Genomic DNA, 16,623 nt, shown 5'->3' on the forward strand with positions numbered 1-16,623 from the left:
TCCCCTTTGGGCTTCTGCGACCTTCCCGTCGCGTCCCAGCTCTGTGCCGTCGGCGACGCCGTGGACTTCGCCTCCGACCCCGGCGGGGCCATCGGAAACTGGATGGCCAAGAGTGCAGGCGAACTCGCCGCTGCCGCAGCCGACTTGGCTGCTGAGGCGGTCAACACCACCACCAAGGTCGACCTCAATGCCGGGTGGTTCCGCGACAACTACGAGATGATCCTGCCGATCGGCCTGATCTGCCTCGTCGCCACGTTCTGCGCCCAGCTCGTACGCGCCGCGATCCGCCGCGACGGCCAGGCACTCAACCAGGCATTCACCGGCACCGCCACCGGCGTGCTCTTCGCCTTCACGGCGATCGCCTTCACCACCGTCGCCATCGAAGTCGTCGACGCCCTGTCCGACGGACTCTTCAAAGCCGCCAACCTCGACATCGCCACGGCGGTGCGGCGCATCGTGAAGGTCTCCCAGATTCCAGGTCTTGAGGCACTGGGCTGGCTGGTCGCTGTCTTCGCCGGTGTCGGCGCCGCGATCGGCGCCATCCTCTACTGGTGCGTGATGGTGGCCCGCAAGGTCGGCATCCTCGTCATGGTCACCCTCGCCGTGTTCGCCGGGGCCGGCGGCGGCTGGGAGGCCGCCCGGCGCTGGCGCAAGGGCTGGATCGAAGCCACCGCCACCCTCGTGGTCAGCAAGCTGTTGATGACCGTGATCTTCGTGCTCGGCATCTCGGCGATGGGTAAGACCGAAGCCGAGGACGGCATTGCCGCCCTCGCCGACGTCATGGCCGGCATCGTCATCATGGCCTTGGTGTTGTTGTGCCCGTACGCCACGTTCAAGTTCGTGCACTGGGCCGCGTCCGAGGGCTCCGATGCGGAAACGCTGCACCGCTCCGGCGGCGCGGGCGCTCAGATCGCCCGCCAGCATGCCGAGCGTGCCGGGCGCAAGGCCGCCGCCGCGGTCGCCACCGGAGGAGCCGCGGCCGGAGCGGGTGCCGCTCCTCAGGGACCGGAATCGGTTCCAGGCGGATTCCCCGGCGACATCGCCGCCCACCCCACGCCGGACACCGGCAAGGAAGGCGGCAGCCCGAGCGCGGCGTCATCCGGCAACGAGGGGATCAAGAGCGGTCTGGACAAGGCTGTTCAGCCCCCGCCGACCAGCCCCCGTGACGACACCAGTGGTCAGACCGGCGGTGCCCCCGGACAGGGTGGCGCTTCGGGATCGCCCTCCGGAGGCAGCGGCTTCATGTCGCAGCCCGGCGCCGGCACCTCGGCTCCGCCGCCGCAGGGTGCCCCGCCTCCGCCGAACCCGACCGGCACCGCCGGCGCAACCGGAACGCCGCCGCCCACCGGTCTGTGACCTTGTCCGACTCCGGGGCGGCACACGCCGCGTACGTCCTCGCAGCGTGCCGCCCCGGCCACCGCCCCCGCGCACCACCGAAAGCGGCCCTTGTCTGATCTCACCGCCACCCCGCTCACCGTCAAATTCCCCCACCGGTCCAGGCGCGGCATCCTGCTCGGCCTGTCCCTGTCCCAACTCGTCCTCACCTCGGGCGCGTTGGCACTGTTCCTGGTCACGGTGGTGTCCACCGGGCTGCTCGGCGCCCTCGCCCTCACCCCAATGTGGGCCACGGTCATCGCCCTGGTCGCCGTCCGCCGGCACGGCCGCTCCCTGATCGACTGGGCGCCGATCGTCTGGCGCTTCGCCCAGCGGCGGCGCACCGGCCAGAGTCTGTGGCTCACCCGGCCGGTCACCCGGCCCCGCCAGGACGGCATCCTGCACCTGCCCGGCACCGCCGCCTCCCTGCGCGTCGTCACCCCCGGCGACTCCGCCAACGGCGCCGCCGCCGTGCACGACCCGCATCAGCAGACCCTGACCGCCATAGCGCGCGTCTCCTCACGCGCCTTCGCGCTCCTCGACCCGGCCGCTCAGAACCACAACGTGAGCAGCTGGGGGCGGGCCCTGGCCGGTGTCGCCCGCACCGGGCACGTCGCCACCGTGCAGGTCCTGGAACGCACCGTCCCCGACTCCGGCGACACCCTCGCCCGCCACTGGACCCGACAGGGCCGCCCCGACGCCCCGGTCACCGGACAGATCTACGGCGACCTGGTCGCCTCCGCAGGCCCTGCCGCGGCTCCGCACGAGACGTACCTGGCGATCTCCCTCGACCTCAAAGCCGCCAAGCGATTGATCTCCCAGGCCGGCGGCGGGCTGCCCGGCGCGTTCACCGTGATGGAGCAGACCACGGCATCGGTCGCACAGGCCGCGCGCAGTGCCGGACTGATAGTGACCGGCTGGCTCACGGCCCGCGAGATCGCCGCCGTCATCCGCACCGCCTACGACCCCAGCGCGCTGTCCGCGCTGCAGCAGTGGTCCGCCTCCGGGCGGGCCGAGGCCGATCCGGCCGCCGCCGGGCCCGTGGTCCAGGTCGAGGAGTACGACCGGCTCGCCACCGACACCGCCCGGCACGCCACCTACTGGGTCGAGGACTGGCCCCGCACCGAAACCAGCGCCGGGTTCCTCCACCCCGTGATGTTCACCGCCGGGGTCCGCCGCACCCTCTCCCTCATCTACGTGCCGCAGGGGATCGAGTCCGCGCTGCGTGACGTCCAGCGCACCAAGGCGGCGATCATCGCGGATGCCACCGAGCGTTCCCGCCGCGGGCAGGTCGACTCCGAAGCCGATTCCGTCGAGTACGCCGACGTGAAGGTCCGCGAACGCCAGCTGATCGCCGGGCACGCCGATGTGGCCCTGACCGGTCTGCTCACCGTCTCCGCCGAGACCGACACCCTGCTCGATGCCGCGTGCGCGCAGATCGAGACCGCCGCCGTCACCGCCCAGGTCGACCTGCGCCGACTCCTCTACCAGCAGCCCGCCGCCTTCACGCTCGGCGCCCTCCCCCTCGCCCGCACCGCCCTGTAGTCCCGCTCCGGCACCCGCCGACGTCCAGCCGCCACGGCAGGAAGAAACTCACTCTCCCTTTGACCTCAGCCCTCCCGGTCGGCGACGCGTACCCGTATCTGCGGGCCGCCAGCGCCGGCATCCGCCACCACGCCCGCACCCTCACCCCCCGCACGGAGCCGGTCTCCTCACCGGCGGACCGCGTGCACCTCGACGTCCTGCACGCGCATCTGACCGCACTGCACCAGCTGCTCGACCAGCTCGCCGAGACCTCCCGGCCGCCACATCCCGCCGCCGGTCGCCATCTGTCCACCGCGCATACCCGGCTGTTCCAGGCCGCAGCCGCCGTGCACGACGCCTACCACCTCCTGCCCGTCGCGGACGGGCCCCCGACGGACACGGACTGCCACCCCGAGCGGCTGCCCGAAGGACCACCCGTCCTGACCATCTGCCGACGCCACCTCGCCGCCGGTCACATCGTCCGCCGCAAAACCACCCCCAGCGACCTCAACACCCCGCTGCACGGCCACACCACCACGTGCAGCCGGTAACCCCGCACCACCGAAAGGCCCCGAAAATGCGCGCCCTGAAGCGCTCCACCTCCGCCGCCGTCGTTCTCACCGCGCTCGCCGGCACGGCAGCCCTGACCACCGCCACTCCGGCGTCCGCCGCCAGCTACCACTGCACGACCAGCAGCCACTCCGTCGACGACCCGTCGTACAACGGACCCGACTCCGACAACTGGGACCTGGACATCACGCTGTGCGCCATGCGCTCCGGCGGCACCATCTACACCACCGCCACCGTGTACTGGGACGGCCCGTACACGGCCAAGAACCGCTCCACGCTGACCTTCAACAAGGCTCGGTTCGTCCTCCAGACCAAGCGCAGTGTCAGCGGCACGGACCCGGTCGTGAAGTCCGGCGCCTACACCGGACTTGAGCACGCGCTCGAACACAGCAGCGACAACGGCAACGGGTCCTACTCCACCGGCACCCTCACGTACCCCACGGGATCGGGCCGTTACCTCGCCGACGGCTACATCCAGCTGGACTGGTCCGGCGACGGCAAGGGCTATCGCAGCCCGGTTCTGTTCACCGCCTCACCGGTCGTCTGACCCCCGGACCGCGTCCAGACCCGCCGCCTTCGTGAAAGCCTCCCCGCCATGAGCCACCGGCCCGCGCGCCGTGCCCGCCGCGCCAGCGCCAGCCCCCTGTTCACCCCGCACGGCAGCGACCGCGCCTCCCGCAAGACCGCCCGCCGCCAGCTCGCCGAGGCCGCCGTGAAGGCCCGCGCCGAAGCAGCTGCCCGCACCGGTGGCGCCGCCGCGGAGGAACAGGAGATGCCCCCTCCCTTCTTCCCGTCCGCCGGGCGGCCCGGACCCGCGTCCGCCCGCCACAGCAGGCTCAAGCTGCCCGCCCACCGGATGACCACCGCCACCGCGTCCGGGGCGTATCCGTTCCTCGCCGAGGGCGGGCTGGGGGCCGAGGGCATCTACATCGGCCGCGACGTCCATGCCGAAGCCTCGTTCTGCTTCGATCCGTTCGCCCTGTACGGCAAGATCGAGGGCTTCACCAACCCGAATGTGCTGCTGGCCGGGGTGATCGGACAGGGCAAGTCGGCGCTCGCGAAGTCCTTCGCGCTGCGGTCGATCGCCTTCGGCTACCGAGTCTATGTCCCGTGCGATCCCAAGGGGGAATGGACGCCGGTGGCGCAGGCGCTGGGCGGCACCTCGATCGCGCTCGGGCCGGGACTGCCCGGAAAGCTGAACCCGCTGGACGCAGCTCCCCGGCCGAACAGCGTCTCGGAGGCCGACTGGGCGGGCGAGATCCGCAAGCGCCGTCTGCTGCTGCTCGGCTCGCTGGCCCGCACCGTGCTCGGGCGGGAGCTGCTGCCGATGGAGCACACCGGCCTCGACGTCGCCCTGGATACCGTCGTCACCCGCGCCGCAGCCACCGGACGTACCCCGCTGCTCGGCGACATCGCCGCCACCCTCAACAACCCCGACGAACTCGACGTGGCCGGCGGCGTCATGTCCGGCCGCCTCGGCGACGCCTCCCGCGACCTCGCCCACGCCATGCGCCGCCTCGTCCACGGAGACCTCGCCGGGATGTTCGACGCTCCCAGCACGGTGGCGTTCGATCCCAACTCGCCGATGCTGACCATCGACCTGTCCCGGCTGGGCGGAACCGGCGACGACACCGCACTCGTCCTCGCCATGACCTGCGCGTCCGCCTGGATGGAATCCGCCCTGTCCGATCCGGACGGCGGCCGGAGATGGATCGTCTACGACGAGGCGTGGCGCCTGATGCGCCACCCCGGCCTGCTGCAGCGCATGCAGTCCCAGTGGAAACTCAGCCGCGGCCTGGGGATCGCCAACCTCATGGTCATCCACCGGCTGTCCGACCTGCTCACCGCCGGCGACGCCGGGTCACGCGGACGCGCCCTGGCCGAAGGGCTCCTCGCCGACTGCTCCACCCGCATCATCTACCGCCAGGAATCCGATCAACTCCCTGCGGCGGCAGCCCTGTTGGGGCTGACCTCGGTGGAGGCCAACGCAATCTCCCACCTTAGCCGGGGCCGCGGCTTGTGGAAAGTCGCGGGGCGCAGCTTCATCGTGCAGCACCTCCTGCACCCCCACGAACTGGCGCTCTTCGACACTGACGCCCGGTTGCGGTGAAAGAGCTGGAAGTTCGAGTGAATATTGACGCTTTTCGCAGGAACTTCCGTACTCACGGCGTCGGCAGGCTACCCCGGGGGCGAAGTTCCCGGAACATCCTCACGCGTGGCGGCGAGATCAGCGTGCTCGAGGGTGTCCAGGTAGCGGTTGGTGCTCTCGATGCCGAGCCCGAACAGGTCGCTGATGCGGCGGGCATCGCCGCCGGTGGCATGGACCTCGGCGAGGATGCGATCCTCGCGCAGCGCTTGCGGACGGATGGCGCATTGTTTCCAGGGGAAACTTCTGCTGGCCGCGAGCAGTCGGGGTGCGGATTTCTGGTGGATGAGCAGATGCGGGTTGCGCGAGTTCGGCCAGGTGCGGGAACGGTGGTCGAGCCATCGGGCGAGGCGTTCGCGTACGGGCTGGGCAAGCGGGATGCTGCGCCCGTCCAGGCGGAGTCGGCCGTCAACTGTGTCGGTCAGCAGCCGTTCGGAGACTTCCTTCGCGGTCAGGGCGTGGAAGGCGACGAGAGCGACGGCCAGAGCGACGGCGGGGTTGGACGAGTTCAGCTCCTGCCGGACGAGGGCGGTGTCCATCGGCAGCGGCACGGTCGGGTTGAGCGTGGTGCCCTTCATGCCGCGCATGGGGTTCGCGAAGATGAGTTTGCGTGCCTTGAGGTTCTTGAACAGGGACCTCAGCCCTCGTTCCATGAGGGCACGCTGGGATCCGTTCTCCGGCAGGGCGGCGCGTATCTGCGCTGCGGTGATCTCGGCCAGCGACTGGTGTCCGGCCTCGGCCCAGGCGGTGATCGCCGGGGCGATGGCTCGGACGTGGACGCGCACGGTGAGGGGGTCGCGGGCTCGTTGTCGGGGTGCCGTGGTGGCGCCGTCGATCATGATCGTCAGCCAGACTTCGAGCTGCTGACGCATCACGGGCGGCAGGTCGGATGTCTTGTTGGTGAAGTAGGTCTCGATCGGTCGCGGCCGGTCATCGATGAGCAGGTCTGCGGCATCGAGGACGTCGATGGTGGAGATGATGTTGCCGTCGTAGCGTGGGAGTTGGAGTACGTCGCTGGCGCGGATCTTCGCGGCCGGGGTATCGCGGAGCGTCTGCAGCAGCCGCAGCGAGCGGATCACGTCGTTGCGTTGTCGCTTGCTCCAGCCGAACCGCTCGGCATGCTCGCGGACGATCGCGGCGCAGTATCGGGTCAGCTCGCTGTCCTCGGCCAACGCCCGCCTACGGAGGACTTCCGCATCGGGCGGCGTGTCGATGAGCACGGGCTGGAACCACGGACTGACCGTGAGCGTGCTCGGCGCGGGGCCGGGCCTGCCCCATCCACCTGGCGTTTTCCTGGGCTTGGAAGGTCCTTTTCGCGGTCCGGGTTCGAGTCGGCGCGTCCGGCGGCGCTGGAAGTGCATGTTGGCGAAGTACAACTGCTGGCCGTGCGCGTTCGCTTCGGCCAGGTCGAGTGCTCGCCCAGGCTCCTGCAGCATCCGGGCCTGTTCCAGGCAGAGCCGGCACGCGCCCTGGTCGCCGACCGGACTTTCCCGGCGACAGTAGTCGCACACGCTCTGCGGGTAGTGGGACTGCCACCAGCGGCAGGACCAGCACATCCAGTTGTGGGGCGGATACACGCCCCACGCCAGACAGCCCTTGCAAGATCCCGGCTTGTGCGGGCTGCGCGGGTGGCACCGTCGGCACATGCCCTGGCTGAAGTAGTCATTCCTCGTCGTGCACTTCGAGCACGGTGGCGGGGTGAAGGGGCCACCCGGCAGGCAGTCGTAACAGAAGTCCACGCGGGGCTTGGTCCACGCGGCCGGGTTGACCTGGCAGCCGGTGCACTTCGGCGGCGACCGTAACGGCGCATTCTCGCCCGGCGCGGGACTCATAGCGGCGGCGTCGAGCGGGGCTTGCCGAACCGGGGCGCGACCGGGGGCGGTGGCCCGTCATCGTTGACGGCTTCGACCTTGCTCGGGCGCCCCGCGGCCACCTTGTCCGGCTCCGGGGTCATCAGGTCCGAGGGGGCGCAGTGCAGGACGGCGCAGAGCACGTCGAGCTCGGTCAGCCGGATCGTCGGCGGGCTCCCGGCCCACCAGGACGACATCTTCCCGGCGCTGATCTCCAAGCCGGCATCGGCGAGCATCCGGCGCATCTGCGCGGATTTCCAGATGCCGCGCTCGGCAGCTCGCATCCTCAGATTCCACTGCACGGGCTGCTCACCTCGCGTCCGCAAAGCGGGTCTCGGTCCGCTGGTTGGCGCTGCGCCAGGCCAGCTCCACGTGCTCGCTGCGTACGTGGATATAGCCGGACGTCGTGGAGAGCCACTGATGCCCCAGCAACTCCTGGATCGCTTTCAAGTCCATCCCGGCCCCATACAACGAGGAGGCACAGTAATGCCGCAGCACGTGAGGCGTCAGCCGACCCGACCACGACGGCAGGAACCGTCCGGTGTGGATCGCCAAGCCCCGCCGCAGCGAGAAGTCGCTCACCCGCCCGCACCGTCCCAGCTCCGCGTCGAACCGTTCCGAGGGGAGCATCGGCGCGTCGGGATCGGCCCAGTCGTCGCCGAACTGGTGACGGACCTCGGCCAGCCACCAGTCGACGAGCTGATCAGCGCCGTTGATCGCCGGGACCAGGCGCGCCTTGAAGCCGCGCCCGCGCGAGCCCTTCCCGAACCGCACGTGGAACTTGCCCAGCCCGCCCAGGTCAGGGCGCCAGTCACGGATGTCGAGCATGACCGTCTCATTCATCCGCAGCCCGAGGCGGCGCCACAGCGAGGCGGCGAAGTAATCCCTGGCAGCGGGAAGGTACTTGCGGGCCTCGGGTATCGACTGCCGCCAGCAGTTGAACAGTTCGTCGACCTCTACGTCGGCGGGCGGCACCCGAACCTTTCCCAGCGACGCGCCGGACTGCCGGTTGAACTCATCGATCGGCTGCTCGACGACCACGCCTGTCGCCCGTTGGATCGGCCCTTGATAGCGCGCGATCACGAACTCATAGAACTGCGCCAGCGCTCCGGCCTTGCCCGCGCGGGTGCTCACCGCATGCCCCATCCGCCGCTGCTCTGCCAGGAAGCTGTCCGCCTCCGCGAAGGTCGCCTCCCACAGCGGCCCGGTCAGCGACCGGGCGAACTCGATGACCGTCGCCCGGGTGGTGCGGATATGCCCGTCACTGAGCCCACCTGCGGCCATCGCCAGCGCGTACTCGTCGACGATCTCCTGCTCGAAGTCCTCGACGTCCTGAGCAGTCCGCAACACCTCGTCGGTAACGCCGCCTCGCAGCGCGACGAGCTTCATGCGCTCGGTCGTTCACCCTGACAGACCATGCGTCGACCATACCGACGAACCGTCACCTACGCTGACGGTTCATCACATCTTTGCCTGCACGCGAAGAACCCCCACCCACAAGGGAACACGGCCGATCCAACCCTGGGAATCGGAACCGGAACTTCAACGCATAGAGATTGACACAACCCCGTACGCCCCTGTGACCTACCGGAGCCACCACCGCACCATGTCCATCCATATTGTCTGGGACTGGAACGGCACCCTCAAGGACGACCGGGCAGACCTGCTCGACGCCGTGAACCACACCCTCAAAGGGCTGCGGGCCGCTCCCATCGACCTCGCGACCTACCAGGCACGACATGTCCTGCCCGTTCGCCGCTTCTACACCCGGTTGGTCAACCGGGCGCTCACCGACGGCGAATGGGCCAAGGCCCAAAGGGACTTCGCCAGCTTCCTGCACGACCGGCCGCCACGGCTGCGAACGGAAGCCGAGCCTCTCCTGGCCCGCGTGCACGACCTCGGACACAGCCAATCCCTGCTCTCCCTGTACCCCGAAGAACTCCTGCGCGGTGAAGTCCAACGGCTGGGTATCACCAGCTTCTTCGCCCGGATCGACGGACGCCGCGGCCCGGACGGGACAAAGGAAGACGTGCTCGCCGACCACCTGACGGCCCTACCTCCTGGCATCCGCTCCCGCCCCCTCCTCGTCATCGGCGACTCCCTCGACGACGCGCGGGCCGCGCAGGCCGTCGGTGCGCAGCCTGTCCTGTACTCCGGCGGCCTCGAACCAGCCGAGCGCCTCCGTTCGGCCGGCTGGCCAGTCACGGACACCCTCGACGCAGCGGTGAACCTCGGGCTGCGCCGTCTTGCCGCCCGCACAGCACCGGCACGTCCCGCCCGTACATCCATCACCCCCTTCGGCCCGCATTCGCCGCCCCAGGGCCGTCGACACCCCTGACCCGTTGACTGGAGTCCCCCTGCAGCACCCTGACTTCGAGCTGTACGACAACGTCGGCCGGACCGCCGACCAGATCCGCGCCTACCACACGCGCTCCGCTACCAGGGCGGACCTGCACCGCTGGGCCGACCGCGACGCCGAAGCCTTCCGCACCCGGCACCCCCTGCCACCCGAGCCGTTCCCCGCCCCGGACCTGAGCCCCTGCCGCACGGCCTTGGAGGCCGCCGAGACGCCGGCCGAGTTCCACGAAGTGCTCAACACCCTGCTGGACGCGGTCGAGCCGTTCCTGAACGAGGTCATCGACTACCTGGCCGCCACCGCCAAGTGGAAGGGCCAAAACCGCGGAGCCGAACCCGGATCACCGCCCTGGCTCCTGCGCGGCGCCGCCAGCAGCATCGCGTCCGCGCTCGCCATGGCCACCGAGGCAGATCTCACGATCCTCCGCGCGCACTACGACCCGCCCCCGGACCTCGACGCACTCCCGAAGAAGACCTGCACAATGCCCGACACACCACCGGCCCTGCCCGGCCCGCAGCCTGGGTCCACAGGACCACGACGCTGACCTCCCGTGGCCCCCGCAGCACCTCAGGAACCGATGCCCGCACCTCGCCCAACCTCGTTGTCCCTCTTCGCTGCCGCCCTCGCCGAGCGTCTGCCCGGCACGTGGACGAGCGAGTATCACCGACACCGCACCTATCCGGACCAGTTGCCCACCGTCGAACGGCTCTGGGACGTCGGCCATGTCGACTACATCGTCAGCCAGTACGCCCTGGGCCATGACGCCGTCCTGACCGGACCCGCGGGCGAGCAGCTGTACGTCACCGACCGGCCCCTGTACCGCCACCAGTTCGTGGTGGCCCCACTGGAGCCCGAGGGCTTCAAGACGCATCAGATCTCCCTGGTGCGCGAGCCGAACGGCATCGCCGTTCCCAACGTCCCGGTGCGCGCCGCCGCAGCAGTCAACCGCCGCCTGCTGCCCCGTTACCAGGCCGCCCTCGACACCGTCCGCGACAACGCCCTCGCCCAGCCCGAGCCGCCGCATCGCCAGCCCGCGCCCGAGGCCGCGCAGACCCTCACACTCGTCTGGTACCCGGACGGCGTGGTGGGCGCACCGTACGACACGGTGCCCGAGGAAGCGCGCATGACGCTGTTCGGCTGCCGCTTCCAGTACCGCCCCAACGAGTTCGCCTTCGTACTGCCGGTCTCCTACAGCGCCACGGAGCGCGCCCTGCTGGTCCAGCTCGCCGTCCGGCGGCTGATGGCCGAGGGCATCGGGGTCAACTTCCGCCGCGCCGCGACCCTCCCGGCTCCCGCTGCTGCATCGCCAGCCGCAAACAAGGCAGGGGTGGCCTCGGCCCTAAAGTCCGCTTCCCGGCGGTAGAGGCCGCCCGGCTATCCCGGCTATCAAGGAGTTGCCGCTGTCCGATCCCGACCAGCGGATGCTGCTGCACGACGTGGCGGACCGGCTCAACGCCGTCTCCGACCAGCTTCCGCTCCCCGATCAGATCCGCCCGGATCCCGCGCTGAGCGAGATCCTGGACGACGAAGTCCGCCACCTGGCCCGTCTGCTGGGATTCCTGGTCGGCGAGAGCGCCTTTCGTCACCGGGCCGCCTCCTGCACCCCGGCCCGGTCCACGGCCACGGTCCGGCGCACGACCCTCGCGCTCGCGAGCGCCGCCGAACCCTCCGCTCGCGCGCTCGCCGCCCTCGGCGCCGCCGTCCACCACCTCGGCCAGCTCGCCGACCTCGCCCACCAGACCCCCAGCCCCACCCGTACCCGGGCGCTCGCCACCGAGCAGCAACGGCTCGTGGACCGTCTCGGGGACAGCCGTATCCACCTCGCCCGGGCCGCCAAGCAGCTACGCGCCGCCGCCGACACCCGCACACCACCAGCCGCGACCGCCGTGCCCTCCCCGTCGGCCGCCACCACCCCGTCCCGTTCTCGCTGACCCCCGCCCCTGGAGCACCCTCATCCCCTCGCACACCACAATCCGCCGAACCGCCCTGCTGCTCACCGCCGTGTCCGTCGCCCTGACCGCGTCCGCGTGCAGTACCTCCTCCGACACCAGCACCCCCGCCAAGGCCAAGCGCACCGCCTCCTCCACGCCGACCCCGCAGCCGGCACTGACGACGAAGCAGGCCCTCGCCCAGATCGCCCGCTACTCCAAGATCAACAATGAGGCGAACACGCACTCCAGCCGCAGCATTCTCGACACCGTCGAGGACGGCCCGCTGTACGCGCAGTCGGTGGCGGACTACAAGGAGAACGAGGACCTGCCCCAGGCCGACCGCGAGACGTACAAGCCGTGGTCGTACGACCTGGATGCCACCGACGTCTACATTCCGCGCTTCACCGCCGGTCAGCAGAAGTGGTTCGCCGCTGTCTCGCGCAGCGGCAAGAAGAGGCAGTACACCCGCGTGCTGGTGATGGCCGAGCAGACGGAGACGAAGCGGTGGGGGATGGTCGCCACCGTCGACCTCAACGACCCCAAGAAGTTGCCGAAGTTCGCCCTGGACGCCCAGGGCTACGCCACCGCCGTGGACGCCACCTCCGCCCAGAACGTGGCCGCCCCTGTCGACGTGCTGCGCACGGCTGTCGGCGACAACTTCGCCACCGGCGGCCACATCAGCGGCAAGAAGGTCTTCGCCTCCTCCAAGGCATCCACCCGCCAGATCAAGGTGCACGACAAGACCGGCACCAAGTTCGGCACCCGCGGCACCACCACCTTCTCCCTGGCCACCACCCAGTTCTCCGACAGCTACGCGCTGAAGACCACCGACGGCCGGGCGCTCGTGGTCTTCTCCCACACGCACACCCAGCACGACGCGGTCGACGCCGGCCTGGAGATCATCCCGGGCAAGGACGACCGTGCCTGGCTCGGCACCACCAACTCGCCGACGTTCACCTACACGTTCACCTGCTCCGACGCCGCCGCCGTCCCGCTCACGCCGGGCAAGTCGACCCTGATCGGCTACACCTGCCGACGCACCAATGCCACCGCATGACCACCAACGCCTCGGACGTGAACCTTCCCTTGCCCATTACCGCCTTCGCCGCCTCGCTCGCCGAACGGCTGCCCGGCCGGTGGCGGCCCGACCCGGCGACCAGGCCCCTCGCCGAGGACCCCGCCAGCCACCGGATCTGGGACAGCGGCCCCATGGCCTACACCGCCTTCGAGGCCGCCGACGTCCACGGCACTATCCTGACCTCCCTCGACGGCAGACAGCTGTACGTCATGCCCCGGCCCTACCGCCCGGACCAGTTCCTGGTGCTGCCGATGCTGCCCGCCGCCACCGGCCACGAGCACGTGTGGGGTTTCCCCGCCCCGCGCGGCCTCGCCGTTCGCGCCGATCCCGCCCGCGCGGCGGACGCCGTACGCCGCCGACACCTCCTGCTCGACTACCGCGTCACGGCGCTGGCCGCCTGGCGCCGCGCCAGCACCGGACGGCTCCGGGTGGACGTCAGGTTCGACGCCGAGGCCCGGCCGCGTATCTCCGCTCCCTATGCCCGCGCCCTGATCGAACTCCTCACGCACGGCGGCTTCCTCCTCGACCCGGCCACCGGCGAGTGCCACCTGCCCGAGGGCCTCCCGCCGCAGCAGGCCGCCGACCGGCTCGCCGCGAGCACCGCCCATCTGGAGAACCTCGGTTTCACCGTGGTATTCCGCGCAGCGCACCCCCCGGCCCTCGGAGTCGGCGGGCCTGAGCAGCCCGCAGCCGACCGCTCTCGGGGCAGGCGCCGGTGAACAACAGCGATGTCATCAACATCGGTCTGGACCGCTGGAGACGCCGGATCCAGCAGACGGCCCAACGTCTGGACCCGCCGCAAACGGGCCCGATGCACGAGGCTCTCGTTCCCGTGCTGGAACAGCTCGTCGCCGTGTACAACCTGGCCGGCGGCCTCGTCGACGAGCTGCGCCAGTCCTCCGACCTCCCTCTCGCGACGACCAGTGCGGGCAGGGACTTCCTGACCCAGTTGGCTGCCGCGCTGGCGCACACCCACCGCGCCGCAAGCCACCTGAGCACCACGGTGACCGGCCTCACCGATGCCCACCGGCTCGCGCCCCGCCCCGGCACCCCCGCTCCGGCGGAGAGCCGACTCAGCGTCACCCTCGGCCACGCCGCCGCCCTGCGCAGCCTCCAGCGTGCGCTCGCCGCCGTCACCGCGCCCGTCGCCGACACCCCGCCCACCACGGCGTTCGCACCGGCGTCCACGGTGGCCGAGCAGCACGGCCGGGCCGCCGCCAACGACACCCGGCCAACGCGCCGCCGCTGAACGACGCATCGCCCCCACGAGCCTGGAGCACTTCTGGCCACCCGTTCCTTCATCGCCCGTCCCACCGCCACCGGCTACGCCGGGGTGTACGTCCACTGGGACGGTTATCCCAGCCATCACCTGCCGCTGCTGCTCGCCGCGCACCAGCACCGGTTCGGCGGCGACACCGAGGCGATGGCCGCCTACCTCATCGACGACGCGCCGGAAGGCTGGTCCCGCCTCGGCACCGATCTCCTCGACGGCGCCCCTGACGCCCTGCGCGAGCGCCTCGCCGCCGACCGCGACGCGCCCGGCACGCGCTACCCGGCCCGGCCCGCCGAGCCGCCGCTGCTCTACACCGAGCGGACCGTGTCCCGTCTGAACTGGGGATATGTACTGCACCCGCACGGCATCGAAGTGATCAGCTCGCCCAGCCTGGAGCGCGGTCCGCTCGTCGCATGGAGCACCGACCCCCGCGTCCGGCTCCGCGACACCCCGGGCCTGTGGAAGCCCGGCCAGCCGATCCCGGCCACCACACCACCCCCGTCCACCACGCGGAGGACCGCCGCACCGGCCCCCGCCGCGGCACCGGCACCGCGCACCCGTTCGCACTGACCCACCCCACCCCTGGAGACTGATCTGTCCACCCGTGCGGTCATCGCCCGCCCCACCGCCGAGGGATATGCCGGCGTGTACGTCCACTTCGACGGCTACCCCGACAGCAAACTCCCGCTGCTCCTGGCCGCCTACCAGCACCGGTTCGCCGGTGACCTGGAGGCGATGGCCCGACACCTGATCGACGAGATCCACCACGGCTGGGACGAGCTGGGCACCGACCTCCTCGACGGCACCCCCGCCCCCGTGCGCCTCTCGCTGACCGGGGGCCAGGAGTACCCCAGCCGCCAACTCGCCAACATGTACAGCACCGCCGGCGCCCCGGCCGAGCGCGAACTCATCACGCAGGACGGCACCGACGACCTGGACTGGGCCTACGTCCTGCACCCGCACGGCATCGAAGTGATCGTCCTCGGGGCGTACGACCGCGGTCCCGTCGTCGCATGGGACACCGACCCGCGCAGCGTCATCCGTGCCGATCCGGGCGCCTGGCATCCGGACTCCCCGGCCCCGGTCGTCCCGCCGCGCTTCATGCCCCACTTGTCCACCACCGTGCCCGTCACCGCGCCGGCCCCGAACAGGGCCGCCCGCCGATAGCCCACGGCAGCCGTGCACCGATCCGCTGCCCGCCTGGAGAACTCCCTGTCCCCGCGCCCCCGCCCGAAGATCACCGTGGTCATCGCCACCCAACTCCGCCCGGACCGGCTGGCGTTCCTCGTGTCCATGCATGCCAGCCTGTGCCGACAGGGTGTCCCCTGGGAGGCCGTTGTCGCCCTCGACGGCGCCGATCCGGCCCGGCTTCCCGCCGCCCTTGCTGCCGACCCGCGCGTCCACGTCCTCGCCCTACGGCGCCCGGTCGGTGCGGCCTGCGCCCGCAACCTCGCGCTCAACGAGGCGCGCACCGAGTACGTCAACTGGGCTGACGACGATGACGAGTTCCCCGACGACGCCATGGCGCTGCGACTGCACGCCCTGGAAGATTCCGGGGTGGGCTGGTGCGCCGGACACAGCCAGGATCTCCATGCGGACGGGACCACGACCCTGTGGCGCTGCCCGACACCGCCCGGCTGGCACGCGGCCGGCGACGTGTGGACGTACTGGAAGGACCCGGACGACACCATCCCGATCGGGCCGACCACGATCCTCGGGCGCACCGATCTGGTGCGCGCCGCCCCGATGGGCGGCCTGGTCCAGGGCGAGGACTACATGGCCGCGATCGGCGTCACCTGCCTCGCACCCGGCGTCCTGCTGCCCGTGCCGGTCTACCGCTACCGCAAGCACCCAGGCCAGATGACCCGTCAGGACAACTACGACGTTGTGGAGTCGGCAGCCCGCCGCCATGCGTGGAACTACGGGCGCAGCCTGCGAGCCGCTCTCCAGGTCCCGGCGACGAGCGATGCGGCCGGGGTGGTGTGATGGACTCCTCCGTCTCCCAGAGCACGCTCGATCACCTGGCCCGGCGTCTGGACGAGCTGGCCGCCGAGTTTCCCACCAGGCCCGAGGCCGTCGACCTAGTCACGCTCGCCGACGACATCGCCATGCTGTCCCACCATCTGCAGCACGCCGTTGAACGTGCCCAGGAGCGGTTCACCGCCCCGGCCACGGTCCACGCGCCGGAACGCCTCGTCCTGGTCCGGCTCGCCCGGGCCACCGCGGGCATGGCGCACGCTCTGGACACCCTGGCCGAGGCGTTGACCTACGCCACGACCGGCTTCCAGCGCGAGGCGGTGCCGGACCTCGCCCACTCTCATCTGCGCAACGACCCGCAGGTTCTGCGGATGCTGACGGCCGAGAAGTATGTCGCGGCCCGTGCCCGGCTGCGCAATACCGCCGCCGACCTGCGCACGGCCCCGCCCCCGGCTGGTCCGGCCGTGCCACGCGCCACCCGACCGCCCGCCGTCGCGCAGCCGCCGCAGCGTGTCCGTCCCTGAACTCCCCTCCGAGGAAAGCC

19 protein-coding genes are annotated in these 16,623 nt (G+C 70.9%); 16 read left to right on the top strand and 3 right to left on the bottom strand.

Annotated elements, in window-relative coordinates:
* The first annotated feature begins 6 nt into the window (after positions 1-6).
* From ACWD3I_RS29615 to ACWD3I_RS29635, 5 genes are all read left to right on the top strand, one after another.
* Positions 7-1,356, top strand: a complete 1,350-nt coding sequence (locus ACWD3I_RS29615) for an SCO6881 family protein (protein WP_365403891.1) — start codon at positions 7-9, stop codon at positions 1,354-1,356.
* Positions 1,357-1,446: 90 nt separating this feature from the next.
* Entirely contained in the window at positions 1,447-2,919 is a 1,473-nt protein-coding gene (locus ACWD3I_RS29620) for an SCO6880 family protein (RefSeq protein ID WP_365403888.1), read from the top strand.
* 59 nt (positions 2,920-2,978) lie between these two features.
* The gene (locus ACWD3I_RS29625) at positions 2,979-3,449 is read left to right on the top strand and encodes a DUF6238 family protein (RefSeq protein WP_365403885.1); all 471 of its coding nucleotides are present in this window, start codon (positions 2,979-2,981) and stop codon (positions 3,447-3,449) included.
* A gap of 26 nt (positions 3,450-3,475) precedes the next feature.
* Positions 3,476-4,015: a hypothetical protein gene (locus tag ACWD3I_RS29630; RefSeq protein ID WP_365403882.1), complete on the top strand. Its 540-nt coding sequence runs from the start codon at positions 3,476-3,478 to the stop codon at positions 4,013-4,015.
* A 48-nt stretch (positions 4,016-4,063) separates the two neighbouring features.
* Positions 4,064-5,578 carry an ATP-binding protein gene (locus ACWD3I_RS29635; RefSeq protein ID WP_365403879.1) on the top strand — a complete coding sequence of 505 codons (1,515 nt, stop codon included), beginning with the start codon at positions 4,064-4,066 and terminating at the stop codon, positions 5,576-5,578.
* 68 nt (positions 5,579-5,646) lie between these two features.
* On the opposite strand, the gene ACWD3I_RS29640 is transcribed toward ACWD3I_RS29635, so the two are convergent.
* The 3 genes from ACWD3I_RS29640 to ACWD3I_RS29650 form a co-directional block, all read right to left on the bottom strand.
* Positions 5,647-6,834, bottom strand: a complete 1,188-nt coding sequence (locus ACWD3I_RS29640) for a hypothetical protein (RefSeq protein WP_451084213.1) — start codon at positions 6,832-6,834, stop codon at positions 5,647-5,649.
* A 608-nt stretch (positions 6,835-7,442) separates the two neighbouring features.
* The gene (locus ACWD3I_RS29645) at positions 7,443-7,748 is read right to left on the bottom strand and encodes a helix-turn-helix domain-containing protein (protein ID WP_365403873.1); all 306 of its coding nucleotides are present in this window, start codon (positions 7,746-7,748) and stop codon (positions 7,443-7,445) included.
* Positions 7,749-7,773: 25 nt separating this feature from the next.
* Positions 7,774-8,853, bottom strand: coding sequence for a tyrosine-type recombinase/integrase (locus ACWD3I_RS29650; RefSeq protein ID WP_365403870.1), 1,080 nt, complete (start codon positions 8,851-8,853; stop codon positions 7,774-7,776).
* Positions 8,854-9,070: 217 nt separating this feature from the next.
* On the opposite strand from ACWD3I_RS29650, the gene ACWD3I_RS29655 reads away from it, so the two are divergent.
* The 11 genes from ACWD3I_RS29655 (at position 9,071) to ACWD3I_RS29705 (ending at position 16,603) form a co-directional block, all read left to right on the top strand.
* Positions 9,071-9,802, top strand: coding sequence for an HAD family hydrolase (locus ACWD3I_RS29655; RefSeq protein WP_365403868.1), 732 nt, complete (start codon positions 9,071-9,073; stop codon positions 9,800-9,802).
* Positions 9,803-9,806: 4 nt separating this feature from the next.
* Positions 9,807-10,364 (top strand): hypothetical protein, encoded by a 558-nt coding sequence (locus ACWD3I_RS29660; protein WP_365403865.1) that lies wholly within the window; start codon positions 9,807-9,809, stop codon positions 10,362-10,364.
* A 57-nt stretch (positions 10,365-10,421) separates the two neighbouring features.
* Positions 10,422-11,183: a hypothetical protein gene (locus ACWD3I_RS29665; protein ID WP_365403862.1), complete on the top strand. Its 762-nt coding sequence runs from the start codon at positions 10,422-10,424 to the stop codon at positions 11,181-11,183.
* 31 nt (positions 11,184-11,214) lie between these two features.
* Positions 11,215-11,751: a hypothetical protein gene (locus ACWD3I_RS29670; RefSeq protein WP_365403859.1), complete on the top strand. Its 537-nt coding sequence runs from the start codon at positions 11,215-11,217 to the stop codon at positions 11,749-11,751.
* Positions 11,752-11,821: 70 nt separating this feature from the next.
* Positions 11,822-12,808 (top strand): hypothetical protein, encoded by a 987-nt coding sequence (locus ACWD3I_RS29675; protein WP_365403857.1) that lies wholly within the window; start codon positions 11,822-11,824, stop codon positions 12,806-12,808.
* Positions 12,805-13,548, top strand: coding sequence for a hypothetical protein (locus tag ACWD3I_RS29680; protein ID WP_365403854.1), 744 nt, complete (start codon positions 12,805-12,807; stop codon positions 13,546-13,548). The genes ACWD3I_RS29675 and ACWD3I_RS29680 overlap by 4 nt, the downstream gene beginning before the upstream one ends.
* The gene (locus tag ACWD3I_RS29685) at positions 13,545-14,078 is read left to right on the top strand and encodes a hypothetical protein (RefSeq protein ID WP_365403851.1); all 534 of its coding nucleotides are present in this window, start codon (positions 13,545-13,547) and stop codon (positions 14,076-14,078) included. The genes ACWD3I_RS29680 and ACWD3I_RS29685 overlap by 4 nt, the downstream gene beginning before the upstream one ends.
* Before the next feature lie 84 nt (positions 14,079-14,162).
* Positions 14,163-14,672: a hypothetical protein gene (locus ACWD3I_RS29690; protein WP_365403848.1), complete on the top strand. Its 510-nt coding sequence runs from the start codon at positions 14,163-14,165 to the stop codon at positions 14,670-14,672.
* Between the two features lie 75 nt (positions 14,673-14,747).
* Positions 14,748-15,269, top strand: coding sequence for a hypothetical protein (locus tag ACWD3I_RS29695; RefSeq protein ID WP_365403846.1), 522 nt, complete (start codon positions 14,748-14,750; stop codon positions 15,267-15,269).
* 75 nt (positions 15,270-15,344) lie between these two features.
* Positions 15,345-16,088 carry a glycosyltransferase family 2 protein gene (locus tag ACWD3I_RS29700; protein ID WP_451084217.1) on the top strand — a complete coding sequence of 248 codons (744 nt, stop codon included), beginning with the start codon at positions 15,345-15,347 and terminating at the stop codon, positions 16,086-16,088.
* Positions 16,088-16,603, top strand: a complete 516-nt coding sequence (locus ACWD3I_RS29705; RefSeq protein WP_365403843.1) for a hypothetical protein — start codon at positions 16,088-16,090, stop codon at positions 16,601-16,603. The genes ACWD3I_RS29700 and ACWD3I_RS29705 overlap by 1 nt, the downstream gene beginning before the upstream one ends.
* Positions 16,604-16,623: the final 20 nt, after the last annotated feature.

Source organism: Streptomyces sp. NPDC002817 (assembly GCF_053592055.1).